Annotated in this window: 19 protein-coding genes, 1 pseudogene and 1 riboswitch; of the genes and pseudogenes, 14 read left to right on the top strand and 6 right to left on the bottom strand. The window is 45.5% G+C overall.

Annotation, left to right across the window (positions count from 1 at the left end):
- Positions 1-88: 88 nt before the first annotated feature.
- Positions 89-1,546: a cardiolipin synthase gene (gene cls, locus LOSG293_RS02915; RefSeq protein WP_034526820.1), complete on the top strand. Its 1,458-nt coding sequence runs from the start codon at positions 89-91 to the stop codon at positions 1,544-1,546.
- A gap of 54 nt (positions 1,547-1,600) precedes the next feature.
- On the opposite strand, the gene LOSG293_RS02910 is transcribed toward cls, so the two are convergent.
- The 3 genes from LOSG293_RS02910 to LOSG293_RS02900 form a co-directional block, all read right to left on the bottom strand.
- Entirely contained in the window at positions 1,601-2,443 is an 843-nt protein-coding gene (locus LOSG293_RS02910; RefSeq protein WP_034526817.1) for a hypothetical protein, read from the bottom strand.
- Positions 2,444-2,594: 151 nt separating this feature from the next.
- A complete protein-coding gene (locus LOSG293_RS02905; RefSeq protein ID WP_034526816.1) occupies positions 2,595-3,125 on the bottom strand; it encodes a QueT transporter family protein in 531 nt (176 codons plus the stop codon).
- A gap of 83 nt (positions 3,126-3,208) precedes the next feature.
- Positions 3,209-4,522 carry an NCS2 family permease gene (locus LOSG293_RS02900; RefSeq protein WP_034526813.1) on the bottom strand — a complete coding sequence of 438 codons (1,314 nt, stop codon included), beginning with the start codon at positions 4,520-4,522 and terminating at the stop codon, positions 3,209-3,211.
- Positions 4,523-4,728: 206 nt separating this feature from the next.
- Here LOSG293_RS02900 and LOSG293_RS02895 point away from each other — a divergent pair, with 206 nt between their 5' ends.
- From LOSG293_RS02895 to thiE, 8 genes and pseudogenes are all read left to right on the top strand, one after another.
- Positions 4,729-5,334, top strand: coding sequence for an NAD(P)H-binding protein (locus tag LOSG293_RS02895; RefSeq protein WP_051907179.1), 606 nt, complete (start codon positions 4,729-4,731; stop codon positions 5,332-5,334).
- Positions 5,335-5,417: 83 nt separating this feature from the next.
- Complete coding sequence (gene proB / locus LOSG293_RS02890) at positions 5,418-6,263, top strand: glutamate 5-kinase (RefSeq protein ID WP_034526812.1); 846 nt, start codon at positions 5,418-5,420, stop codon at positions 6,261-6,263.
- Entirely contained in the window at positions 6,250-7,497 is a 1,248-nt protein-coding gene (locus tag LOSG293_RS02885; RefSeq protein ID WP_034526811.1) for a glutamate-5-semialdehyde dehydrogenase, read from the top strand. Before proB ends, LOSG293_RS02885 begins: the two co-directional genes overlap by 14 nt.
- Positions 7,498-7,567: 70 nt before the next feature.
- A complete protein-coding gene (locus LOSG293_RS02880) occupies positions 7,568-7,918 on the top strand; it encodes a hypothetical protein (protein WP_034526810.1) in 351 nt (116 codons plus the stop codon).
- A 46-nt stretch (positions 7,919-7,964) separates the two neighbouring features.
- On the top strand, positions 7,965-8,726 hold the full coding sequence (locus LOSG293_RS02875; protein ID WP_051907178.1) for a polysaccharide deacetylase family protein: 762 nt from the start codon (positions 7,965-7,967) through the stop codon (positions 8,724-8,726).
- A gap of 107 nt (positions 8,727-8,833) precedes the next feature.
- Positions 8,834-8,932: riboswitch (TPP riboswitch) on the top strand.
- Between the two features lie 65 nt (positions 8,933-8,997).
- Positions 8,998-9,786 carry a hydroxyethylthiazole kinase gene (thiM, locus tag LOSG293_RS02870; RefSeq protein ID WP_034526809.1) on the top strand — a complete coding sequence of 263 codons (789 nt, stop codon included), beginning with the start codon at positions 8,998-9,000 and terminating at the stop codon, positions 9,784-9,786.
- Between the two features lie 14 nt (positions 9,787-9,800).
- A pseudogene (thiD, locus tag LOSG293_RS02865) lies at positions 9,801-10,621 on the top strand (bifunctional hydroxymethylpyrimidine kinase/phosphomethylpyrimidine kinase).
- Positions 10,605-11,249 carry a thiamine phosphate synthase gene (thiE, locus tag LOSG293_RS02860; RefSeq protein WP_034526807.1) on the top strand — a complete coding sequence of 215 codons (645 nt, stop codon included), beginning with the start codon at positions 10,605-10,607 and terminating at the stop codon, positions 11,247-11,249. Before thiD ends, thiE begins: the two are co-directional and overlap by 17 nt.
- Positions 11,250-11,285: 36 nt before the next feature.
- Here thiE and LOSG293_RS02855 read toward each other — a convergent pair whose 3' ends face one another.
- Positions 11,286-12,428, bottom strand: a complete 1,143-nt coding sequence (locus tag LOSG293_RS02855) for an ArgE/DapE family deacylase (protein ID WP_034526806.1) — start codon at positions 12,426-12,428, stop codon at positions 11,286-11,288.
- Between the two features lie 176 nt (positions 12,429-12,604).
- Between LOSG293_RS02855 and LOSG293_RS02850 the strand changes: the two genes are divergently transcribed.
- The 3 genes from LOSG293_RS02850 to LOSG293_RS02840 are packed head-to-tail and all read left to right on the top strand — an operon-like array spanning position 12,605 to position 20,562.
- Positions 12,605-16,180 (top strand): PD-(D/E)XK nuclease family protein, encoded by a 3,576-nt coding sequence (locus LOSG293_RS02850; RefSeq protein ID WP_034526805.1) that lies wholly within the window; start codon positions 12,605-12,607, stop codon positions 16,178-16,180.
- Positions 16,167-19,919: a helicase-exonuclease AddAB subunit AddA gene (gene addA, locus LOSG293_RS02845; RefSeq protein ID WP_034526803.1), complete on the top strand. Its 3,753-nt coding sequence runs from the start codon at positions 16,167-16,169 to the stop codon at positions 19,917-19,919. The genes LOSG293_RS02850 and addA overlap by 14 nt, the downstream gene beginning before the upstream one ends.
- On the top strand, positions 19,912-20,562 hold the full coding sequence (locus tag LOSG293_RS02840) for a uracil-DNA glycosylase family protein (protein WP_235786788.1): 651 nt from the start codon (positions 19,912-19,914) through the stop codon (positions 20,560-20,562). Before addA ends, LOSG293_RS02840 begins: the two co-directional genes overlap by 8 nt.
- Before the next feature lie 44 nt (positions 20,563-20,606).
- Here the strand turns inward: LOSG293_RS02840 and LOSG293_RS02835 are convergent, their stop codons facing one another.
- Positions 20,607-21,134 (bottom strand): GNAT family N-acetyltransferase, encoded by a 528-nt coding sequence (locus LOSG293_RS02835; protein WP_034526799.1) that lies wholly within the window; start codon positions 21,132-21,134, stop codon positions 20,607-20,609.
- Between the two features lie 129 nt (positions 21,135-21,263).
- Between LOSG293_RS02835 and sfsA the strand changes: the two genes are divergently transcribed.
- A complete protein-coding gene (gene sfsA / locus LOSG293_RS02830) occupies positions 21,264-21,980 on the top strand; it encodes a DNA/RNA nuclease SfsA (protein ID WP_034526796.1) in 717 nt (238 codons plus the stop codon).
- Between the two features lie 52 nt (positions 21,981-22,032).
- On the opposite strand, the gene LOSG293_RS02825 is transcribed toward sfsA, so the two are convergent.
- Positions 22,033-23,211: an acetyl-CoA C-acetyltransferase gene (locus LOSG293_RS02825; RefSeq protein WP_034526794.1), complete on the bottom strand. Its 1,179-nt coding sequence runs from the start codon at positions 23,209-23,211 to the stop codon at positions 22,033-22,035.
- 174 nt (positions 23,212-23,385) lie between these two features.
- Between LOSG293_RS02825 and LOSG293_RS02820 the strand changes: the two genes are divergently transcribed.
- Positions 23,386-24,372: a hypothetical protein gene (locus LOSG293_RS02820; RefSeq protein ID WP_051907177.1), complete on the top strand. Its 987-nt coding sequence runs from the start codon at positions 23,386-23,388 to the stop codon at positions 24,370-24,372.
- The last annotated feature ends 415 nt before the right edge of the window (positions 24,373-24,787 follow it).

Below are 24,787 nucleotides of genomic sequence, written 5' to 3'. Positions count from 1 at the left end.
TACAACATTTAATAGGAAAAAGATAAGCACAAGCGTCCAAAGTCCGCTATCATAGGTAATGAAAATTTGAAACGGGGGAGCAGACAAAGTGACGATTAATTGGGTACTGATTTTTGAAATTATTGTGTTTATTAACGCGGCGTTTGCCTTCATTACCGTGTTTCGAGAAAAACGGGATATTGCCGCAACCTGGGCCTGGCTGATTGTGTTGGTTTTATTGCCACTAGTAGGTTTCTTGGCCTACGCGTTCATCGGCAGAAAACTGCCACGCCGGCAAATCTACCGAGTGAAAAACCAGGTCCGAATGCAGTTGGACAAACGGGTCATGCAGCAACGTTACCAAATTGGGACGGAACGACTTCCGGCAGATGATATAACAGAAGAAGCCGCTTCGTTAGTGAACTTGTTTGTCAGAACGGAGCACGCCATTCTGTCACGTAAGAATCGGATTAAGATTTTCACGGATGGCAATGACCTGTTTCACCGAATGATTCAGGATATTGAAGCTGCTCAGTCTAGTATTCATATCGAATTTTACACATTTTATAACGATAAAATTGGAAATGAAATTTTGAATCTTCTGGTGAAAAAGGCGCAATCCGGCGTTGAAGTTCGAGTTATCTACGATTCATGGGGTTCAATGGGAACCTGGCGGAGTTTCTTTAAGCCGTTGAATAAAGCGGGTGGGCACGCCGAACCGTTCCTAGCAACTCACTCTGCATTATTAGACTTTCGTTTGAACTTCCGTGATCACCGTAAGATTGTGGTGGTAGACGGGAAGATTGGTTATACCGGTGGCTTTAATATTGGCGACCAATACTTGGGTCGTAAGGAAAAATTTGGTAACTGGCGCGATACGCATTTGCGCATTGTGGGTTCTGGGGTATTCGGACTGCAAGCGCGGTTCATTTTGGATTGGAACGTGACGGATAAGTACCATAAGATTCCAACCGACTTTGTTGATCCTAAATACTTTCCACTTACTAAGATTAAGGGTGAAACCAATCTGCAAATCGTTTCGAGTGGGCCCGATAGCGACCTGCAACAGATTAAGATGGGCTACATTCGTTTAATCCAAATGGCGCAAAAACGGCTTTGGATTCAGACCCCTTACTTGATTCCCGATGATAGTGTGTTTGATGCACTAAGAATTGCGTCGATGGCTGGTGTGGATGTCCGAATTATGATTCCTAGCATGCCGGATCACGCCTTCGTTTACCGGGCAACCCAATACTATGCTAGTCTGTTGGCTAATGATGGAGTGAAGATTTACTTCTATGACAACGGCTTTATGCACGCTAAGACGATGGTTGTGGACGGTAAGGTGGCCTCGGTTGGTTCTGCTAATCTGGACTATCGAAGCTTCAAACTAAACTTTGAAATTAATGCCTTCCTTTATGACGCTAAGCTGGCACATGAACTAGAACAAATTTTTGAAAATGACATGACAATGAGCACGCTCATGACGCCTGAAAAGTTCAAGGCGCAATCTGCTTATCTGAAGTTTAAGCAACATGCGAGTCGGCTATTATCACCAATATTGTAGTAAAAAGCAGCAGACATCCTCAAAATGGAATGTCTGCTGCTTTTGTTTGTTAAGTTAGTCAGCTGTACTATTTGCATCAAAAAGTATGAAATATGGGCTCCCACCGACGTAGGAAGAGGCCCAACGAGCTTCTAAGTTTCCTTCTACTTTATCAAATGATTTTTGATAATTTATTTTAAGTCGATAATTATTTTTTCCAACTTTGGCTTCTTTGAGTCCATGAATTGGTTTTGAATAGTAAACATAAGTGATGTTACTACCGGCCTTCTTTGTAGCCGTTATTTTACGAGTGGTTGTAGGCTTTTGAGCACTAATTTCAGGAAGTTGTCTGCCAGTTTTAGGGTCCCAATTACTAAAGGAGTTTGGAACGTTGCTCTTTTTTAAAGATGCAGTAGAGTAAAACTGGATGTACCCATCTTGAGTGACATTAAAAATTTGGTGGAATTGTTTAATACTAAAAGACCATGCTTTACCGTATTGGAAATATTGATTTGAAAATTTATATGGCATATTTACTTTAGTAAAATTTTTGGAAGTGAAAGGTATTTCGCTTGTGGTAATGTGCCCGTTTGTTTTTTTAAAATTTGTAAATGCACTTCGATATCGGTAACTATAGTTATCTAGACTAGGGGACACGAAATAATCAACAGTGCCCTTAGCATTCCTCGTGCTAGATACGCCAGCCACGGAAAATTTAGCGCCCTTAGGTAGGTAATAACTGCTCTTTTTACCATTGATGGTTCGATATAAGTTAGTTTTAATTTTCCGGTTTGCTTGTACGTAGGAAACATTCGCAAACGAGCTGTCTGCTTGCGCTTGGCTACCTGTGTTGAATAGGAATAGTCCCCCAGTGATTGTTACGAGTAATAGTAAGCTTTTACTGATTTTATTAGTCATTGTGTTTCCTACTCCGAATTTCTATATAAAGTATAGCGCTAGGTTATTTAATATCAATGGCGTACCAAAATGAGCGTCAGTTTAATTTCAATTAGATAGTGTAATAAAAGAAAAGAAGCACCTCTGAATTAGTCGGAGGTGCTTCTTCTGGTCAGTCTAATAATTTATCTAAATCGATTCGTTTGCTCATGATGTAGAGTAGGATGGCCCCAATCACTAATGAGATGAACTCTCCAATGGCAATCGTTCCCCAGTTGAGCCAGAAAGTTGCCCAAAAGGCAGTCTTGCCAATAAAAGCAATTTCGGCGGCAATGGTGAACATTGAGAAGGTTACCCAGAGTACGCCCGTCACCAGTCGTGAATTGAAGCTTTTCACGTAGGGGATGAAGAAACGTAGTACAACTAAGGTGAAGAGCGTTGATAAGCTCCCCCAAACTACATCAATCATGCCCAATGGTGACATTAAAAAGTTGGAAATGGCCACGCCTAAAGTGACTGCGATCACGTAACGCTTGTTAAAAATAGCCAAAAGGTTAAACATTTCGGCTAATCTCACTTGAACAGCAGCGAAGCTAAAGGGCGCCAAGACCATCGTAAGAACGACATAGAGTGCAGCGACAATTGATACGCGAGTAACGTCTCGAACGTTATCAATTCCTAAAAAACTAGTCTTAGAATTCATTACAAATTCCTTCCTTTGCTTAGATATTAAGTTTTAAAAACCTCAATTTCTAAGAATACTAGTTTTTAAATTGGAGTGCAATGCTATTTTGTATTCAAAATCCAAAGGAAGATGATGAAGACAACCGCTAAACCGTACATCATAGCGCCAACTTCTTTACCACGCTTAGCAGCAATCATTGAAAGTGGGTACATGATAAAACCGAGGGCAATTCCGTCAGAAATACTGTAAGTCAAAGGCATACCCGCGATGATAAGGAAGGCAGGTGCTGCAATTTCAAATTTCTTCCAATTGATACCGCTCAATGATTGCGCCATTAGAACCCCGACGATGATCAAAGCTGGAGCAGTCACTTGGTTCGTGATAACCGTTAAAAGTGGTGAGAAGAACATCCCCAAGATAAAGAAGAAACCAGTGACGATGGCAGTCAAACCTGAACGACCACCAACTGCAATTCCGGCTGATGATTCAACGAAGGCACCCATTGGTGAGGTTCCTAAGAGAGAACCAACCACCATTGTAGATGAATCCGCAACAAGGGCTTTACCAATTCGAGGAATCTTGTTGTTTTTAACAAGGCCAGCTTGTTCTGCAAGACCAACGAACGTTCCAGTTGTATCGAAGAACGTTACAAGCAAGAACGTTAACACGACGACAAGTAATTGAACTGAGTTAATTTCTGGTGCGTGGTAGAACGCTTGCATGAACGTTGGCTTCAAACTTGGTACAGAAGCAACGATTTGGTTAGGGACATCGATTAATCCTGAAACCATCCCGACAATCGTTGTGACAATCATTCCGATGAAGATGGCACCAGGCACGCGGGCACTCATCAAGACAACCGTCACAACTAAACCGACAATCGTTAGCCAGGTTGTCCCAACCTGAAGTGAGCCCAGGGAAACGATGGTTGATTTGCTGGCAGAAACCAGGCCACCTTCGCTTAAACCGATGAAGGCGATGAACAAGCCAATTCCAGATGCGATGGCCATTTTTAAATCACGAGGAATGGCATCGACGACCATCTCCCGAATCTTAAAGGCAGTTAAAATCATGAATAAAATAGAAGCAACGAAGACACCCGCAAGTGCGGTTTGCCAAGTGTAGCCCATACCGATAACAACCGTGTATGAGAAGAAGGCGTTGATTCCCAAACTTGATGAAAGGGCGATTGGGTAACGCGCCACGATTCCCATTACGAAACAACCGAAAGCACTGGCTAAGGCAGTTGCCGTGAAGACGGCTCCTTTATCCATTCCAGAAGCTCCCAGGATGTTAGGGTTAACGAAAAGGATGTAAACCATTGAAATGAAGGTGGTTAATCCGGCTAAGAATTCGGTCTTGTAATTAGTTCCGAGTTCGTCGAATTTAAAATAATTTGCAATTTTGTCTGCCATAATAAGCTCCTTGTAAAATAATATAAATTGCTGATTTCAGAATAATGTTCGTGTTTTACTTTTAAAAACCAGTTATTAGCATAACATGTTTGTGAAATTGAATCAATATCCGAATAATGTTCGTGTTTTGCGAGTGGGCTAGCGACGACACCGAATAAAAGCCGAATGCGGTACAATGAAACCACTAAATTGAACGGAGAATTAGGATGAAAAAGATACTAGTTTTAAGCGACCACGGTGACATCGCCTCAACCGTGATGCAATCATTAGTTAAAGAAGCGGAAGTTGAGTTACGCGTTTGGGAGTCGGAGCCACGAGAACCGATTACTGGGGTAACGTATTACGGCGGAGATGCGCATGTTGCAGCTGATTACGTTGAAGCAGTTAGGAATGTGGCGGTTATTTATTCTGATTTGACGGGAATGGATGTCGATTGGGCTATCGAAGCGGTGACTGAAGCTATCCGGGAAACGAATAATCAAGCCGTGCGCTTTGTATTCCGATCTGTCGCGGGGATTGACGAAGAAGTTACGGAGGAAATTTCTTATCCCGGCATTACGGATAAATCAGCCTTTCTTAAACAGCAGCGTTACGCCATTAAAATGATTGATGAGGAAGAAATCCCCTACACCATCTTGCGCGTTAGCAACGTGTCGGCAACGTCATACGGAAAATTAGCACTATATAATGAAGGAAACGCCATGCCAAGCGGCAATGTTTCACGTGAAACACTAAGTCAGTTTATCGTCCAAGAGCTTTTGACGGGTGAGCATACGAATCAGTCGATTGGCCTCGTCGAAAAGGAAGGATAAAGCTTGCGATTCACCTAGGAGTACGCTATCATCTGATAAAATATTAAAAATAGATTAGTGAATAATGAAAAGGGGAAAACAAGATGCAGGATGAGCAGTTAAACCGAAATATTGATGCAAACCGAATCGTGGTCAAAATTGGGACGAGTAGCTTAATTTACCCCAGTGGTGAAATCAACCTTCGGAACATCGACCAGCTTGCATTCGTGTTGAGCTCACTTTGTAACCAGGGCAAACAGGTTATTTTGGTTTCCTCAGGTGCCATTGGTGTCGGCTTGAACCAATTGAGTTTGACGGAGCGACCAGCTAGTATTGCTGCACAACAGGCGCTGGCTTCCATTGGTCAAAGCAAGCTCATCATGATGTTTTCCCAACGGTTCGAACATTATGGTCAAAAAATTGGTCAGTTGTTGCTGACTCACGACGTCTTTGATTACCCACAAAGTCGTCAGAATGTTCTGAATACATTTGATGAATTACTCCAGCAGCGAATTATTCCGGTTGTGAACGAAAATGATTCGGTGGCGGTCGATGAGCTGGATCATAAGACCCGCTTTGGGGATAACGATCAGCTCTCGGCAATCGTTACCAGTCGCACCAATTCGGATTTACTGATTATGCTTTCCGATATTGATGGCTTCTACGATATGAACCCGCTTAAAAACCCGGAAGCTGCTCTGATTTCACAGGTTAGCCAAATTAACCAGGAAACGTTTAATTTAGCTGGTGATAAGGGAAGCCGATTTGGAACTGGTGGCATGGTGACTAAGCTATTAGCTGCAGAACGATTGATTAACGAAAACCGGCAAATGGTTTTGGCAAATGGCCGCGATCCCAGAGTGATTTTTAACATCTTAGATGGAGAACCAGTTGGTACTTGGTTTACGGCGCTACAACGAAAGGAGATTTCTAGTCATGGTCAATCATAAGTTACAATTAGTTGGTGAACAGGCACGCACGGCTGCCACGACATTAGGACAACTTTCCACAACGACAAAGAATGAACTACTCGAGGCAATGGCGATGGGACTGGTAGATAATCAGGCTGCTATTTTGCAGGCTAACGCAACCGATTTAGCAGAAGCAACGGGTCTCAAACAGAGTTTCGTCGATCGTTTAACATTGACAGAATCTCGAATCGCCGATATGGCTAATGGAATGCGCCAAGTCGCTGGATTAGATGATCCAATCGGTAACGTCGATAAGATGTGGCATAACGAGGCGGGACTTCTGATTGGAAAACAGCGGGTACCCCTAGGCGTTATCGGTATCATTTTTGAAGCCCGGCCAAATGTGACGGCGGATGCTGCAGCGTTGAGTTTTAAAACGGGTAATGCGGTGATTTTGCGCGGTGGCAAAGAGGCGATTCGGACTAATATCGCAATCAGCGAGACGTTCCGTGCCATCTTGCAGGCCCACGATATTGATGAAAATGCGATTCAAATGATTACCGATACATCACACGAAACCGCCAACGAAATGATGCAGTTAGTTGGCTATATTGATGTTTTGATTCCTCGTGGGAGTCAGCGACTCATTCAGCGAGTGGTGGAAACGGCAAAGGTACCGGTCATCGAAACCGGAGCCGGTAACTGTCACATCTACGTGGATGCTGAGTCTGATTTGAAAATGGCAGCCGACATTGCGGTTAACGCAAAAGTGCAGCGACCATCCGTTTGTAATGCAGCAGAAAAACTAGTGATCCACTCTTCTATTGCAGCCGAATACTTACCAACTATTGCGGCAGCACTGGAGGCAAATGACGTACAATTACGCGGAGACGACCGCGCTCGTAGTATCGTGCCAAGTATGGTTGCTGCTGAAGATGATGACTGGGCGACGGAGTACAATGATTTGATTATGGCGGTTAAAGTAGTTGATAGTGAAGATGAGGCTATTGCCCACATCAATCACTACAGTACGAAGCATTCGGAAGCGATTATCACGAATAACTATCAAAATGGGCAAAAATTCTTGCAGCAAATTGATGCGGCTTGTGTTTATATCAACGCGTCCACACGATTTACTGATGGCTTTGAGTTTGGTTTTGGAGCTGAAATTGGCATTAGTACCCAAAAACTTCACGCTAGAGGGCCTATGGGATTGAACGAACTTACATCTACGAAGTACATCATTTATGGGAATGGCCAAGTTCGAAAATAACGAGTCATTTTAGCGCTTACATTTCGATAAAGCTGGTAAAATAACCTTATGAATAGGAGGTGACCTGGGCATGGCGATGACGACCAATCGAGAACAATTGGAACTCGTCAAACAGCGAATAAGTGAAGCGAATCAAAAGTCTCATTTTGTGATTTTTAAGTCGGTAGAACATGGCAAACAAGCGACTCTTAGGCTGATTACGGATTATGATAGTTTTCAAATTATTAAAAAAGCACATCAGGACCAAGCGGAAATGACGATTGCCCAGGACATCGTGCCGATTACGGATAATCTGGCGCGTTGGGCACTGGCCGAAAACGCCGCAGCGACAAACCCAAGCGATCCCGAGGTGCTTCAAGAGCTCGAAATTTGTACGAATGACGTTTTGAGGGAGAATCGTTTACGTACGAATGAACTCTAAAATTAAATAGCGGGCAGATTAGTTACCCTGTGGGGAGGTACTTCTTATGTTAAAAGTGACAAAGCTTGAAAAACGTTTCATCGCGTTGTTAGCAACCGGATTTGGACTTATGGTGATTAGCGATCAACAGCCAGTTTCGGCAAACGTCACCCCGCAACCTGTTGAAATTAATCAGGGATTTCAACACCGAACGGTAGGTTACGCAAAGAAGTATGTCAGTTTGACCTTTGATGATGGGCCAAGCCCATCGTTGACGCCTAAACTGCTGAAGATTTTGAAAAAGTATAACGTTCCGGCCACCTTCTTTGAAGTGGGCTACATGGTGAAGGCTAGTCCAGCAACCTCACGACTCGTTTTGAAGTATGGACACACGATTGGCAATCATTCGTGGAATCACCCGGATCTTGCAAACATGTCGTTAAGTGCGGCAAAGAGTCAAATTAGTCGGACTGATAAGGCCATTTACAAAGCGACCGGAGTCAAGCCAAAGTACATTCGGCCACCATATGGCGCCATTACCCACACTGAGATTAAAGCGTTTAACCGTCCAATCATTCAGTGGAATGTGGATTCCCTCGATTGGTCTTATCTAAACGCAGCTAAAACAGCTAATCACGTTGTGGCAACGACGCATGGACGCTCCATTATTTTGATGCACGATATTCACAAGACGTCGATTCAGGCGGTACCTAGCATCATTAACCGCTTGCGGGCCAAGGGCTACGTGTTCGTTCCACTGGATAAGCAATTCAACAATAATTTGAAACCAGGATACCAGTACTTTGGGTATGGGGATTATCGGAAGTAGATTGCTTCCTGAACCCTTTAATCAATAGGATAGGGAGTTGTGCCGAAATTTGGTACGGCTCCTTTCTTTGTTGACGCTTCCAAATTAAACCATTATGATTAGACTAGATAAAACACGAGGGGTGCCCCATGTGGGCTGAGATGTTTTTGACAAACCCTTTGAACCTGTAAGTTCACACTTGCGTAGGAACGTGTTAATGAACGGCGATGAATTGGGCCGTCATCCTATGCGGGGTGGCGACCCTATTTTTTTATTTTTGAGGAGGATTCCCATGAAACTATCCCTGCTAAACGAGTTGCGCGCCCAGAATCCCATCGTCCTGAATGTTTCCAACTTTGTGACGGTGCAAGACGTGGCGAATGGTATTAATGCGATTGGAGCCTCACCCATCATGTCGGAAGAAATTGCCAAAACGGAAGCGATGGTCAAAATGAGCGGAGCGGTGGCGCTCAACTTAGGGGCTTTCACTCAAGACCAGGTGGCGCACGTTCGTAAAATGGGCCAACTAGCCAATCAGTATGGGAAGCCGGTTATTTTGGATCCTGTTGCTGTCGGAGCGGTGGCTTATCGTTTGGGAGTTGCCCAATCGTTACTTCGTGATTTTCAGGTTAGTGTGATTCGCGGAAACGCGGGTGAAATTGCAGCGCTGGCCGGAATTCAGTGGGCGGCAAAGGGAATTGATGCTGGCGAAGGTCAAGGCGACTTGAAGGCCATTGCCCGTTCCGCCGCGTTGAAACACAACTGCGTGGTCATTTTAAGCGGGCCGACTGATTTCATTACGGATGGCACCACGGTGGTGACTGTTAAAAACGGAACGCCACTGTTTCAGCTACACGTTGGTTCGGGAGATATGCTTTCCAGTATCGTGGGCGCCTTTGCGGCAGTCACTGATGATGCTTTTGAAGCTGCACAAACGGCATGCCTCGTTTTTGGAACAACCGGTCAATTGGTGGCTGAGGCGATTGGTGCCGAATTACCGGGAACCTTTACGGTGAAATTGATGGATCAACTCCATTTGGTAACGACTCAAGAAATAGAAGCAGTAGCGGACTACGAGTAAAGGACGGATAGATGATGAGTGAAATTAATGAGTTTCCCCAAACCTTAACCATTGCTGGAACGGATTCCGGTGGTGGTGCCGGGGTGATGGCCGATATTAAAATAATGTAGGAGCGTCACACTTTTGCGGCTGCGGTAATTGTCGCTGTGACAGCGCAAAATACACTGGGTGTTCAGGACTTCATGGCGCTTCCCGAAAAATTAATCAACGAGCAATTTGCATCTGTTGCGGCGGATTTAAAAATTCGCGCCTGTAAAACCGGGATGCTGAACACGTACGAATTGTCGTGAACAATTTGAAAAAATACGATTTAGGTCCGCTAGTCGTTGACCCGGTCATGATTGCCAAAGGCGGGGCTACGTTATTGGCAGAGGACGCTATTCAAGTGGTTGCTGATGAACTGATTCCGTTGGCAACCTTGGTCACCCCGAATTTACCAGAAGCGGAGCGTTTGGCGGGGATGACAATTACCTCAGAAGCAGATATGGCTGAAGCGGCGCACCGACTTCAGGCCAAAGGTGCCCAAAACGTCTTAATTAAAGGCGGGCACGGCGATAGTGACGAGGTACGTGATTTAGCGCTGTTGGCATCTGGTGAAACGTTTTGGGTCTCCGCACCTCGAGTGGCTACTATCCGAACCCACGGGACCGGAGACACACTCTCTTCGTGCATTACTTCAGAATTAGCAAAGGGGCGCACAATGGCGGAGGCCATTCACATCGGCAAACGCTACGTTGAAGCGGCCATCCAGGATGAAATTCAGGTTGGACACGGTCATAGCCCGTTGAATCACTGGGCTTATCGAAAGGTGGCAGAAGATGAAAATTCCATTTAACCAATCACAACTGAAGGCTTACTTCGTGTGTGGTACACAAGATTTGCCAGCTGGCGATTTGATAACCACGGTCGAGAGCGCCATTCAAGCTGGTATTACCGCTTTTCAATTACGCGACAAAGGGCCAAAATCAACGCTCGATAAGACGTCACGGCTGGCAGTTGCTGGTGAATTACGGCAATTGTGCCAGGAAGCGGGAATTCCATTTATCGTGGATGACGATGTCGACTTAGCGCTGGCCGTTCAAGCGGATGGTATCCATGTCGGTCAATCTGACGAACAAATTCAAGCAGTACTCGAGCGGGTAGCTGGGAAGTTATTTGTTGGTTATTCCTGTTCGAATCTAGCAGAGATTGAAAAAGCCAATCAAATTGCGGGGATTGCCTATTATGGTTGTGGCCCGATTTTTCCAACCGGCTCCAAGGCGGATGCCGATCCAGTCATTGGGCTGGCGGGATTAACAAAACTGGTTGAAGCGACTGACCGCCCGATTGTGGCGATTGGCGGTATTACTGAAGCTGATTTATCGGATGTGAGTGCTACGGGTGCTGCCGGGTCAGCGGTCATTTCGATGATTACGCACAGTGATGATGTGGCTAGAACGGTTAAGAAAATGAAGGAAGCGTAAAAAAATAAGGTTTCGCCAAACGGCGAAACCTTATTTTTATCCCAACACTTTCAAGGCAATTTGCTTATAAATTTCAAGAACTGCCAAGTAATTATCTAACGCAACGTTTTCATCGATTCGGTGAGCGGCATTCCAGGAGCCAGCACCCAAGACCACGAGTGGAAACTGGTTAGCAGACTTTGTATATTCAGATGCATCAGTAGCACCATGGATGACGGCTAGCGGGGCCTCTGAGCCGAGAACTGAATCGGAGATGTGCTTAATTTGTTGTACGAAAGGGGAATCGGCCTGACTGATGACGGGCTTGAAACTGTAGTTGATGGTCAATTTGAGATCCATGTTGGGGGCCTCGTTTAATTGATCGACGGCTTGGTTCAAACGGTCAATAACGGCCTGGTTATCGAATTCGGGAATGGGTCGAATGTTCCCTTGTAACGTTGCGCTACCGGGGATGCTGTTAACTTGATCGCCACTATGAAAAATGGTAACGCTGTGCACCAGGGGACCAACTTCCGGGCTCGATGCCACATCGTCAAACAGGGTGGCCTCCGCATTCACGAATTGAACCAGGTTGGTCAGTGCGTTAACACCTTGTTCGGGCATTGAACTATGCACGCTTTTTCCAGTTGAAGAAACGGTGTAATTCAGTGAACCGTTATGGGCGTAAACGACGCGACCGCTTGTCGGCTCGCCAAGGACCATCCCGGATAAATCATCGGCGATGCCGTCGATGGTGAGGTCGCGTGACCCCATGGCACCATTTTCTTCGCCAACCGTTCCGATGAAGCGAATGCGACCCTTTAATGGGGCGACGTTCTCGTTTAGTTCGATCATCGCAATGACCATGGCCGCCAAACCACTTTTCATGTCGGCGCTCCCGCGGCCATAGAGTTTGGAATCATGAATTTCAGCTGCCAATGGTGGGTAAGTCCAAAGGTCACGGTCGCCAACGGATACCGTATCGAGATGGCCGGCAAAGGCTAACACTTGGTCGCTACTTGGATTACCGATTTCGGCAACTAAGTTAGCCCGATCAGGCGCGTACTCGGAAATGGTGGCCTTAATGTTATGGGCCTCAAAAAGATTTTGCAGGTAGTGTGCAACTTGAGCCTCGTGGTTATTTTGGGAATCGATTTTCACTAAATCTTGGAGAATTTCAATTTTTTCTTGTTTGTTCATGCAAACCACCTCATCAGTCTTAAAATGTTCTAATCATATTCTAACCTTTCCAAACGTGGATGGTGGGATTTTTTTCGAATTTATCACTAGAACGGATGTTCAAGTTAGCTAGTATTTGATGGGTAAAACCAGTAAAATGGTGACAGAAATCAATTCACGAAAGGGGAACAGCGTTAATGTCATTTCAGGTTATCATTGGAAAAGCGGGATGCGACCATCGCCAAGTGTTATTGGAAGATTTAGGGGCAACCCTGCAGCAAAATCCTAACGATCAGTTTTATTATCTTGTTCCCAATCATATTAAGTTTGAATCCGAAGTTTTTGCGCTCGAAAAGTTAGCGCAACGTGCTGATGCGACTGATCAGTACGCGCAAAGCCAAGTTCAGGTTTTTTCGTTTACGCGACTAGCCTGGTACTTCATGAAGAATACCCCGTACTACCAGATTCCCCGAATTTCTAGCGCTGGTTTGAATATGATCGTCTATCAGGCCATTGCTGACCACGCAGACGAACTTATTTTATTTAAAGGTGAAGCTAGTCGCCCAGGATTTATTAGTAAATTAGCGTCGCAGTTGGCGGAGTTAAAAATTGGCCGTATCACCGATGAGGACCTTGAGCAAATCGCCAACGATGGCGAGGATAAAGGTGCTGATTTGAGTGCCAAACTACATGACTTAGCTATTGTTTACCGAGCATTTGATGCTGCGATGCGTGATAAGTACATTGAAAACACGGATATTTTGAATGCGCTGTCGGACTTTCTAAAGACGCAGGACCTTAGCCATGCTCATTTTTATATTGATGGCTTTTCACAGTTCTCAGCTCAAGAGCTGAAATTGCTGCAGGAAATTATGGCCAATGCGGCGGACATGGAAGTGGCGTTGACTGTTGATGCGGCCACGCTCCGTGATGAAAGCGGGACGCCGGGCTTATTTAGCCAGTCTAAGAAAACCTATCAACAGTTGAAACTACTAGCAACGGTAACGAAAGTTAAACTGCTACCCGATAAGGTTGCGGGTCAATCGCGGATCTCATCGGATTTGCAACAAGTTGAAGATTACTGGATTACGTCTTCTAACGGGCGGTCCGTGACGAAGCCCCAGCCCTTTCAAACACCAAACGCTGTCGAGGTTATTAGTGCGGACAACCGGTATGCGGAAGTCGCCCAGATGGCGGCAGAAATGCGACGATTGGTGGCAACGAAAGGCTATCGCTATCGTGACTTCTTAGTCGTTTCACGAAAGTTGGACCGCTATCAAAATGTGCTGGCCCCTATTTTTCGGATGCAGGAAATTCCGTTCTTCATTGATAACGATATCGCCATGGCAAATCACCCGTTTGTGGAATTGCTGACGGCGCTATTTGAAGTGGACGCGCATTACTACCGTTACCGGGATCTCATGCGGCTGTTGAAAACGGAGCTATTATTGCCACGGAACGAAGACGGCACGGTTATGCCCATTCAGGAATTCAGAGAATCGTTGGCACTGACCGAAAACTGGGTCTTGAAGGTTGGTTACGAGGGCAGTCGCTGGATACAAGACGCCGACTGGGAATATGCGCGCTTTATGCCGGGAGATGATGGGGTTGAAACGACCAAGAACGAGGCCATTGCGGCCCAAATCAATTCAATTCGCCGGCTTGTAAAAGACACGCTCCCACCATTTTTCAAGCGAATTAAAGCGGCTAAGACGGGGCGTGATGCTGCGGCTATTCTGTACCAATTTCTAGAGACCAGTGGCGTGAAGGATCAATTGATTTCCTGGCGAGATGCCTATCTGGACCAAGGTGATTTGGCAAAAGCGGATCAGCCTGAGCAAACGTGGACCACTTTCTGTGACATGCTGGATGAATACGTGGCAATCCTAGGCGATCGTGCGTTTAATTTGGATGAATTTTTGGCGCTTTTGCAGGCAGGATTCGAGGGGGCAACATTCTCTCAGATTCCATCAACGTTAGATCAGGTGACAGTTTCCGAAAGCGGAATGGTCCAGATGAACAATCGCAAGGTCACTTTCATGATTGGGTCAACCGACGACGTCATGCCGGATGTGACAGTTGCTAATCGCCTATTATCGGACGAAGACCGCGAAAAGATTCAGTTACCAGATGATAAATTTTTGGGTGAGACGAATAGTGCCACGCTTAACAACGAACCGTTTTTAAACTACTTGGCCTTTGTATCAGGAAGCGAACGGTTGATTTTTACGTACTCGACAAACGGTGATGAAGAGGAGAAACGGCAGCTCAGTCCTTATGTGGCTCGAATTGCGCAGCACTTTGGGATTGAAATCCAAAATCATGCAGCTGTGCCAGATCCTGCTGATAATGAAATTTGGCATTATTTAGGTGCTAAACGGGCAACACTTAGGCATTTAGTGCAGGTTAGTGATGCAAGTCGAACGAGTGAAGTGGCTTTGGCACCAGCTTGGCAGTACGTTTACCAAACGCTGATTCAGGATAGTAACTATCACAGTCTGACTGAACATCTGCTTGGTGGGATGAGCTACCGAAACGAGCCAAAGTCATTGGTACCAGAAATTGTTGATGCGCTTTACGGGAAAACCATTTATACCTCTATTTCGAAACTGGAAGAATTTTATAGTAATCAATATGCTTACTTCTTAAAGTATGGATTAAAACTTCAGGAGCGACCGGTGTTTGAATTGTCACCAGCTAGCACGGGTGAATTTTTCCATGCGGCTATGGATATGCTGGTTAAAATGCTGCGTGATCAGCGCTTGGATTTGGCGGAACTAGATGATTCGCAACTTCACGAATTAGTCGATGAAATTGTGACAAAAATTTTAGATGACCCAGCGAACCTCCAATTTGCCATTTTGAAGAGCTCCAACCGAATGGCCTATATTGCGGGCCAACTGATTGCAACGGTTCGACGGATGGCGACGACGTTACATCAGCAAAGTCAGCGAACCCCAATGCGGCCAACTCAAACGGAGGTTTTATTTGGTCACGTGGCTGCTAAGACGGGTTTGGATCCGATTGCCTTTGCACTCCCTGGTGCTCGCAAGGTTGAGGTGCGTGGCAAAATTGACCGAATCGATCAAATGCAGGTTGACGGTAAAACTTACTTGGGTGTCGTCGACTATAAGTCTAGCGTTCATGATTTCAACTTGAGTGATGCCTACCAGGGAACGGCGATGCAAATGATGACTTATTTGGATGCTGTTAAACGCAATTTGGCAACAATTGCCGGTACCGAGAATGCGGAACTAGCTGGGGCATTATACCTACATTTGTCGAATCCTAAGCTCTCATTCAAGGATATTTTCAAACTTGCTACGGATGACGATTTTCTTGAGGCCTTGCTGGCGAAAGAAAAGTATAAGGGGATCTTGGTTGATGATCCAACCCTGATTAATACCTTGGATACCAGACTGGGTGAAGCTGGCTATGGGAACTCAACGCTCTATCCGTTTGGTAAAAAGAAGGATGGCTCGGCGATGAGTCGGAGTCGCCTCATCCGTCCGGGAGACCTGGATGGGCTCTTGCAACATACCGAGGGTCTCATTAAATCAGCGGCAACCGATATTTTTGCTGGCAAACTTGCGATGAACCCAGCCAAGTGGCCGGATCAACGGACAGCTATGCAGTTCTCACCATACAAATCGGTGATGCAGTTTGACCCATTATTAACAGAAAATAATTACCATGAAATTGAAAAATTGAGTGACGAAGAAGTCTTAGCCAATTTGAGAAAGGAGTTTGATCAAACCGATGGCAGACATTAAATATACGAAGAGCCAACAACAGGTTATTGATACGCGCGACACGAATCTATTAGTTTCTGCCTCTGCGGGTTCTGGGAAGACGCGAGTGCTGGTCGATCGGGTGATCAAGCGGATTACTGAAGAGGGCATCGGGGTTGATCAGCTTCTAATCGTGACCTTCACTAAGGCAGCGGCTAAGGAAATGAAGGATCGGATTCACAAATCATTGGAACGCAAAATCACCGAAACGACGGGTGAAAATCGACGTCGACTGATGCATCAGCTAAGCCTACTTCCGGTGGCTAATATCAGTACTTTGGACGCTTTCTGTCAGCAAATTATTGAGCGTTACTACTATATTATTGATTTGGATCCCGTTTTCCGATTGCTGGCGGATAAGACGGAAGGCATTTTGCTACGGGATCAAGTCTGGCAGGATGTCAGAGAAACGCTGTACGAAAATGATGAAGATGGCTCATTTAAACGACTGACGGCCAACTTCTCAAACGACCGTAACGATGACGGCCTGACGGATTTAGTTAATCGAGTTTATTTCTATGCCAACGCCAAGCCAAATCCAGCGCAATGGTTGCAACAGCTAGCGGACCCTTATGTAATCAATGGGACGTTGAATGACAGTGACTTGTATCGCAAGCAAATCCTCCCATTGATTCAAAATCGTGTTGAACAAGCGATTAAGGACCTGGGTTATGCACTTGAAAAAGCGAACCAAGCTGAATTTCCCAAGTTAGCAGAATTGTGTGAAACGGAAATGGCAAGTCTACGGGCAACTCAAGATCAATTGCCTGACTTGAAGTGGGACGAAGTGCGCGAGACGCTATTTGTGAAACGGTCGACGTCTCCTCGAGTGACCAAAAAGGATGACGTTCCTGAACTCAAGAAGGAAGCACAAGAGGCCCGTAAAGCTGCCTTGGCTGTCATTGATGAGTTACAGGATACTTATTTGGCGTTAAACGAAGCGATCACAACTGAAGTCATGCAACAAAGTCACGCAATCGTGACCAAATTGGCGACGACGGTGCAAGCATTTAGCGACGCCTATCAACAAGAAAAGTTACGGCAACATGTGCTCGACTTCAGTGATCTTGAGCATTATGCACTTGAAATTCTCAGTGCGGATACGGAGCAAGGAAAGGCAGTGCGGGAACAGTTACGGGATCGCTACGAAGAAATCATGGTTGATGAATACCAGGATACTAACGCACTTCAAGAAGCTATTTTGCAAACCATTACGCGTCATGAACCGGGGAACTTATTCATGGTGGGGGATGTGAAGCAATCCATCTATCGGTTCCGTTTGGCGGATCCGAGCTTATTTGTAGGCAAGTTCAATCATTTTGGTGAAGATCCTCAAGCAGGAAAAGACATTCAGTTGGCCGAAAACTTCCGCTCAATTAAGAATGTCGATGACTTCACCAACCTCATTTTTACACAATTGATGAATCAAGAATTAGGTGAGATGGACTACACTGGTGGTGCCAAGCTGGTCTTTGGTGCGTCTTATTATCCTGATGGTTATACACCAGCAACTGAACTACTGATTTATGAGGACCAACAGACCAATGTCATGACCGAGCAAAATGAAGATGAACCCATTGATGCAACGTTCAAGATTGATGATAAGGTTCGAGGTCAAGTTGCGATGGTCGGTCAACGGATTTTAGAGATGCAGGCCAACGGAACGGAAATTTTTGACCGAGAGACGGGTGAAATGCGTCCCGTTGCCTTCAAAGATTTCGCGCTTTTGACGCCAACGAAGAACAACAACCTCGTCATTACCGAGTTGTTTGCCCAAATGGGGATTCCGGTTTTGGTTAATGATGCGCAAAACTATTTCAAAACCACCGAAATTCAAATTATGATGGCGTTATTGAGTTTGATTGATAATCCGTACCAAGATATTCCGTTGGCAGCGGTGCTACGGTCACCAATCGTGGGCTTGGATGAAAATCAGTTGGCTTACTTGCGCGTGACAGATAAGACGGGGGATTACTTCCAAGCGGTTCTGCAATTCCACGATACTTACCAGTCAGGAAACCCGTATGGGGATGCCATTTTTCCAAAAATTGACCGCTTCTTGAAGCAGTTAACTATTTTTAAGGATGTTGCCAAACAAAACCAATTAGTTGAGTTAATTTGGCGCATTTATCAAGAGACTGGTTTCTTGGATTATGTAGCGGGGATGCCGGCCGGAAAGCAGCGTCAGGCTAACTTGCATGCACTTTACGAACGAGCTGCAGTTTACGAAAAGAGTAATTTCAAAGGACTATTCCAGTTCGTGCAGTTCATCCAACGTATGCAAAGCGAGGATGAGGACTTAGCGGAAGCACCAACTGAGGTGAGTGATGATGCCGTTCGGGTAATGACCATTCATGGGAGCAAGGGGCTGGAATTCCCAGTGGTCTTCCTCATGGATATGAGTCATCAGTTTAATATGAGCGATACGAAGGGCGACGCGGTCTTAAACGATAAATTAGGAATCGGGATTACTTATTTCGATGAGCATCGACGTGCTAAGTTTGATAGTTTGCAAAAAATGCTGGCCAGTGAAGCGACGAAACAAGCGAGTCTCGCTGAGGAGATGCGAAAGCTTTATGTGGCGTTAACCCGAGCTGAACAGCGGTTAATTATTGTCGGTACGGTTAAGGATCGAGAAAAAGCGGTTGCCAACTGGGAAAAAGCCTGCCAGAGTGATCGATTGGTCTTAGACATGAACGATCGGTTAAACACCAACAACGCGCTAGATTGGATTGGCATGTGTCTGGTTCGGCACCCACGGTTTGCTGAAAGCTTGAGAAGCCGACAGGTGGATCCGCACTTTATTGATTTAAATGGGGATGAGACCCAATTTCAAATTGAGTTTGTGACCGTTACGGATCTTCAGAAAATTGGTCAGCAAACGACGCCGATGACTGGGGCAGAGTGGTTGAAGACCCTGCACAATAAGTTGGGGGACGCTGATTATAGTGAAGTGAACGTTTCCGATATTGATCGGGTCATGAACTTTAGTTATCCGAATTTACAGGCGACGCAAACGACCGCGTACCAGTCGGTATCTGAGGTTAAGCGCCTATTTAACGACCCGGATACCATTGAGATGGGCGACTTTAGCATTAATCAGAATGAAACTGGTGCGGCAAACCGCTTCGTGGCGAAGGACTTTGACCAACCGAGATTCCTTCAAACGAAGCAAGCACCGGCGGCTACTGAAATCGGAACGGCCACCCATTTGTTGATGCAAGAAATTGATTTAACCCAACCAATCACAGCAGCCCGAATTGCAGCTCGTGTGCAGGAGTTGGTGATGGGGAATGTCCTGACGGAAGAGGTTGCGGCCAAGATCGATCAGGCCAGCGTACTGAATTTCTTCGAAAATAGTGAGTTAGGTCAACTGTTAGTGGCACATCCAGCTCAAGTAAAACGAGAACAACCCTTCTCGCTCTTGCTGTCAGCACAAAAATTGTTTGGCGAAATCGATGACGAAGAGGCTAAGGTTCTGATTCACGGAATCATGGATGGATACGTGGTGCTTCCTGAACGCGTTATCCTCTATGATTTCAAAACGGATTACGTAGCCTTTAATGATAAGGCGGCTAGCATTGAGAAGATTAAAGAACGTTACAGGGGGCAAGTGAACCTGTACGCAGAAGCATTAGCGGATATCCTCGATCGTCCGGTGACGGACAAGTATCTGTATCTCTTAGCTAGTGGCGACTTGGTCACGATTGAAGGTGAATGATTTGGAACTGCAGGAGCTTAATCAACGTTACGATCAAATGCAACTTGAATTTGGTGATCCTCAGTTTCGATCGGTTTACGGTGCGGGGGATAGTCAGCAGCCAGATACGATGTTTGTGTTTATGAATCCGACTGGACGGAATGTCTCCACCCATGCTGACTGGTTGGGGATGCGAGCCCCGTGGATTGGCACGAAGCCAATTTGGCGTTTGTTTATACGGCTAGGTCTTTTAAATGAACAAACGGGGACAGCAATTGAAGCTAAGCACCCCCAAGACTGGACGCCGGAATTTGCTGACGCCGTTTATCAGGATGTGACGCAGCACCATTACTTCATGACGAACCTGGCGAAGTGTACTTTTGCGGGCACAATCCCGGTCTCTAACCTGATTTTTCGAGAGTACCTGGAAACGCTGAAGCAAGAAGTTGAAATTGTACAACCTAAGCAAATTATTGCGTTCGGTAATCAAGTGAGCTCAATTTTATTGGGCAAATCATTAAGCGTCTCGACCACTCGCCAGCAGCCTTTTGATTTGCAGGTCGGAGGCCATTATTATCCGGTGTATCCGACGTATTATCCTGTGGGTAACGGGGCACGAAACGCGGATAAAGCGATTGAAGATTTGATGGCCATATTGCACTAAAAAAGCCCCGCCAAGTTTAAACTTGACGGGGTTTAGTGTATGAATTAATCAATAATCAGTTGGTAAGCGTATCGTTCTGGATCACTTTCATCCTGCATATGAATAACGCCGCGCTTAGTGAAGCCGTTAGACGTAATGACGTGTTGCATGCCAAGGTTCTTAGGATGGGTATCAATCCGAATATCCTTATAGCCTAGGGTACTAGAAATCGTCACAACCCCACTCATCAGTTTTTCAGAGAGGTGTTGGCCACGAAAGGCGCCTGAAAGTGCGATACGGTGGATCGCCGTATACTTGGCAAACGTGCCGTTAACCCATTCGCCATCTTGGATTTCGAGGTAATTGCGATCGAGACCTTGGTGAATGGCAGCGGTGCCGGCCACCTTGCCGTCAATAATCAGGACGTAGGAAATACCGTCCTTGATATCCATTTCAATATCGGAATCAAATGGATAACCGGATTGCCACTGATTAATATTTTGTTCCTTTAGGTAGGCTTTAGCATCGGAAATAATTGAAATGATTGCGGGTAAATCAGCCATTGTGGCCTGTCGTAGGTATGTTGCTGACAAGATGTTCACTCCTAATTTTTAATAAGTATTTTTCAAATCTCGACAATTATAGGGTAAACTTGGGGCGAAGACAATCATTTTTTTTGAACTAAAATAGGGCTCGCTACTCGTCATTGGGGGGAATTTGCGGTGAAATACGAAAACTATCAACTTGCCACGTTTATCGAAAAGGAAAATCGGTTTACGGCCGTGTGTCGGTTAAACGATGAGTTAATTCGGGTCCATGTGAAAAATACGGGACGGAATAAAGAACTCTTAATCCAAGGTGTCGAAGTTTCACTGGTTCACAGCGATGCGCCTAAGCGAATTACCCACTGGGATCTTGTAGCGGTAAATAAGCGTGGTCACTGGATTAATATTGATAGTCAGGCCCCTAACTTAGTGACTGCCGAAGCCGTAATGGCTGAACAAATTCATTTACCAAACGTGACGCACGTGGCCGCCTTAAAGGCCGAGGTAAAGTATCGCGATTCACGGATTGATTTTCGTGGTGAGGCATCAGATGGCCAGCCATTCTTTATTGAGGTGAAGGGTGTCACACTGGAGGGGTATGGCTTAGCGGCTTTTCCTGACGCACCGACGACTCGAGCAGTGAAGCACGTCCACGAGCTGGTAAAGGCGCTGGAGGATGGCTACCGTGCCTATCTTTGTTTAATTGTCCAAATGGATTACGTGACGACGATGACGATATACAGAGAACGAGCGCCGAAGCTTTATGCAGCAATTCAAGAAGCCATGGCAGCTGGCGTCCAGGTGGTAGCCTATCGCTGCCACGTGACGCCAGACGAAATCAGTGTCGAACAACCGATTACGTTTGATTTGAATCAGACCTTTATAGAAGAATGAAAAATGAGCGCCCCGGCAAAGTTGTCAGGGCGCTCGTTGTATTTTATAGGAATTAAGCTTTAGAAACGGCCATGGCCATACCCATTCCGCCACCGATGCAGAGGGAGGCGATACCAGTTTGGAGATTGTCATGGTGTAACTGGTTAATCAGGGTGGTTAGAATTCGGGCACCAGAGTCACCGAGGGGATGACCCAGCGCAATCGCACCACCATTAGCGTTGACCTTTTTAGAATCGAGTTTCAGGTCGCGGACCACCGCCACACTCTGCGCGGCGAACGCTTCATTGATTTCGAAGCGGTCAATTTCCTCAGTACTGATTGCTAATTTAGCAGTTAGCTTGTTGATGGCGTAGTAAGGTGCGTAACCCATGATGGCTGGATCGATGCCAACTTCGGTGTAGCCATCAATTTTTGCGAGGTAGGTTAAGCCGAGTTGTTCGGCACGAGAAGCTTTCATCAAAACGAGTGCGCTGGCACCATCGTTCAGACCTGCTGCATTGCCGGCAGTAACGGTTCCGTTTTTCTTAAACGAGGCCGGTAATTTTGCTAAAGCTTCTATAGAAGTGTCTGGGCGGACGGCTTCATCTTCAGAAACAGTAATGCTACCACGTTTAGTTTTAATTGTTACGGGAACGATTTCTTCATTAAAGGCACCATTTTGCTGAGCTTGAACCGCCCGTTGGTGTGATTGCAGTGCGAAGGCATCCTGTGCTTCTCGAGTCACTTTAAATTGTTCCGCTACGTTTTCGGCAGTGATGCCCATGGGTTGTTTGGAAAAAGCATCCTCTAAACCATCATGTTCTACACTGTCGAAGAACGGGACTTGTCCGTATTTATGACCAAAACGGACGTGAGGTGCAATGAACGGCGCAGCAGACATGCTTTCGGTACCGCCGACTAACACAACGTCAGCATCTCCCATTTCAATGGCGGTCTGACCAAGGCGGACGGCTTTAAGCCCGGACCCACAAACTTGGTTAGTGGTCATTGCGGTGCTGGTATCGGGAATGCCTGAATTGATTTCAATTTGACGGGCAACGTTTTGCCCTGAGCCGGCTTGAAGGACGTTACCAAAGATGACCTGGTCGATATGCTTAGGTGAAACCTGTGCGCGACGAATAGCCTCTTTTGCAACGATAGTACCAAGTTCGACGGCATTTAAACTGGATAGGGCACCGCCAAGTTTACCGATTGGGGTACGGACGGCGCTCACAATAACTACTGGATCCATGAGTTGACTCCTCTCTCATTCTTCAGTTGATAAGGATACAAAAAAGCGATGCGAATGTCTTTGATTTTTCTCCGACCTTAAGTGTTTTTTACATAAATCCACCTTAGTTTGAAAATCATGCTCATTTTTTCTATAATGAGTGCAGTACTTTCGAATCGGATTGGAGATTAACTCATGGACCCACAGGAAATCATCGGTAAATTTCAGCAGAGTAGTTTGTTCCAGAAACTATCTGATAACCAGCAGAAGTTTACTGAGCAGGTATTGACTGCTTTTTTAACGGCTAAGAATTCCACACTTGCAAATTGGCAACCAAAAGACGTCGCAACGATACTTACGGGTCGATTTGCCACTGACCAAGATGAACCACACAACTACTATGTTGCGACCACGCCCATTTTGACAAGCTTCTTTAAGTTTGCTGAGGCCGAGGCACTCCTTGATGATAGTCAAGCATTCATTAAGGTTGCTAAGGATACGCGAAGTGACATGCTCGCTTTGAGTAGTCAAAAGACAGATACGGCTAAGAAGATCAGCGATAAAAAAACTAAGGCCGTAAAAGCTGAGGTTGTTGCAGAAACACCTGAAGCAGTTGGTGATCAGATTGACCGTTGGCTAGATGATCTCCATAAGTTACCCGTTGTTGGTAATTTAACGGATACGGATCGGCACTACTTCGATGTCATCATTGATGCAGCTTCTGAACTCATGGTTCTTGGTCTGAAACGCGAACCAGAGACGTGGGATGGTGAGTTATTCGCCGAAGCAATGTTCCGTCGGTTTGTCCCTATTCTAGAGTCCGACGAGAAGGATCAAGCGCTGTTTGATCAGATTCCATTCGCTTTGAGTGAGCTGGTTAAGCATCTTTCTTCTATTAAGGTCCTTTCAAATGAACAGGACTTATTAGAATGGATTCGTAAGCATCACGATGCCCTTGTGCATTTGTATGATCAGAACTTTGATGACTTTTATACGAACCTCACTCGAGCAATGCGGATTGCGGGAGTGGATACAACTAAACGTGCACAGGTAAATGCGTTCACGCAATTCTATCTTTCCCAAAACAAACAAGAGGGTCAAGCGTTATATACAAGTAAAATTAAGCCGGGACAACAACCCGCATTTAGAAAAAAAGGGCGTCGTAAAAAGAAGCGACACTAATAAGGACAGGCGTTGGATCTCGTGCGGGATTCGACGCCTGTTATTTTTACGAATAGTGAAAGGCCATTTAACCATTTGCGTTCGGTTTTAACGATTTAATTATGTATTGTTCAGGAATAAAGTTCGGTTTTGAATTTTATTCCAAAAAAATGAATAAAAGTGTTGACCGGAATTCAAATACCTGGTAAATTAGTTACTGTTGTCAGTTACGAAAGCCAACATATACCAATTCAAAAAAATGTTTTTGAAAAAAGTTGTTGACTTCGCTGATAACAACGTTTATAATTTATAAACGTTGCAAGAAATAAAGTAGACCTTTGAAAACTGAACAAAGTTTCGACGAATCAAATGTGCAGGGCGATTCAACTTAGGTTGAATCCAAAACAAACATTTGCGAAGTCAATTCGCTAGTAAC

It is taken from the genome of Secundilactobacillus oryzae JCM 18671, assembly GCF_000740055.1.
Classification (GTDB): domain Bacteria; phylum Bacillota; class Bacilli; order Lactobacillales; family Lactobacillaceae; genus Secundilactobacillus; species Secundilactobacillus oryzae.
This window is presented reverse-complemented; position numbering and strand designations above follow the sequence as displayed.

Excerpts from the sequence above, each read along its gene's own strand:
- LOSG293_RS02910 (WP_034526817.1), bottom strand. The coding sequence starts at position 2,443 with ATGACTAATAAAATCAGTAAAAGCTTACTATTACTCGTAACAATCACT.
- LOSG293_RS02905 (WP_034526816.1), bottom strand. The coding sequence starts at position 3,125 with ATGAATTCTAAGACTAGTTTTTTAGGAATTGATAACGTTCGAGACGTT.
- LOSG293_RS02900 (WP_034526813.1), bottom strand. The coding sequence starts at position 4,522 with ATGGCAGACAAAATTGCAAATTATTTTAAATTCGACGAACTCGGAACT.
- LOSG293_RS02895 (WP_051907179.1), top strand. The coding sequence starts at position 4,729 with ATGAAAAAGATACTAGTTTTAAGCGACCACGGTGACATCGCCTCAACC.
- proB (WP_034526812.1), top strand. The coding sequence starts at position 5,418 with ATGCAGGATGAGCAGTTAAACCGAAATATTGATGCAAACCGAATCGTG.
- LOSG293_RS02885 (WP_034526811.1), top strand. The coding sequence starts at position 6,250 with ATGGTCAATCATAAGTTACAATTAGTTGGTGAACAGGCACGCACGGCT.
- LOSG293_RS02880 (WP_034526810.1), top strand. The coding sequence starts at position 7,568 with ATGGCGATGACGACCAATCGAGAACAATTGGAACTCGTCAAACAGCGA.
- LOSG293_RS02875 (WP_051907178.1), top strand. The coding sequence starts at position 7,965 with ATGTTAAAAGTGACAAAGCTTGAAAAACGTTTCATCGCGTTGTTAGCA.
- thiM (WP_034526809.1), top strand. The coding sequence starts at position 8,998 with ATGAAACTATCCCTGCTAAACGAGTTGCGCGCCCAGAATCCCATCGTC.
- thiE (WP_034526807.1), top strand. The coding sequence starts at position 10,605 with ATGAAAATTCCATTTAACCAATCACAACTGAAGGCTTACTTCGTGTGT.
- LOSG293_RS02855 (WP_034526806.1), bottom strand. The coding sequence starts at position 12,428 with ATGAACAAACAAGAAAAAATTGAAATTCTCCAAGATTTAGTGAAAATC.
- LOSG293_RS02850 (WP_034526805.1), top strand. The coding sequence starts at position 12,605 with ATGTCATTTCAGGTTATCATTGGAAAAGCGGGATGCGACCATCGCCAA.
- addA (WP_034526803.1), top strand. The coding sequence starts at position 16,167 with ATGGCAGACATTAAATATACGAAGAGCCAACAACAGGTTATTGATACG.
- LOSG293_RS02825 (WP_034526794.1), bottom strand. The coding sequence starts at position 23,211 with ATGGATCCAGTAGTTATTGTGAGCGCCGTCCGTACCCCAATCGGTAAA.
- LOSG293_RS02820 (WP_051907177.1), top strand. The coding sequence starts at position 23,386 with ATGGACCCACAGGAAATCATCGGTAAATTTCAGCAGAGTAGTTTGTTC.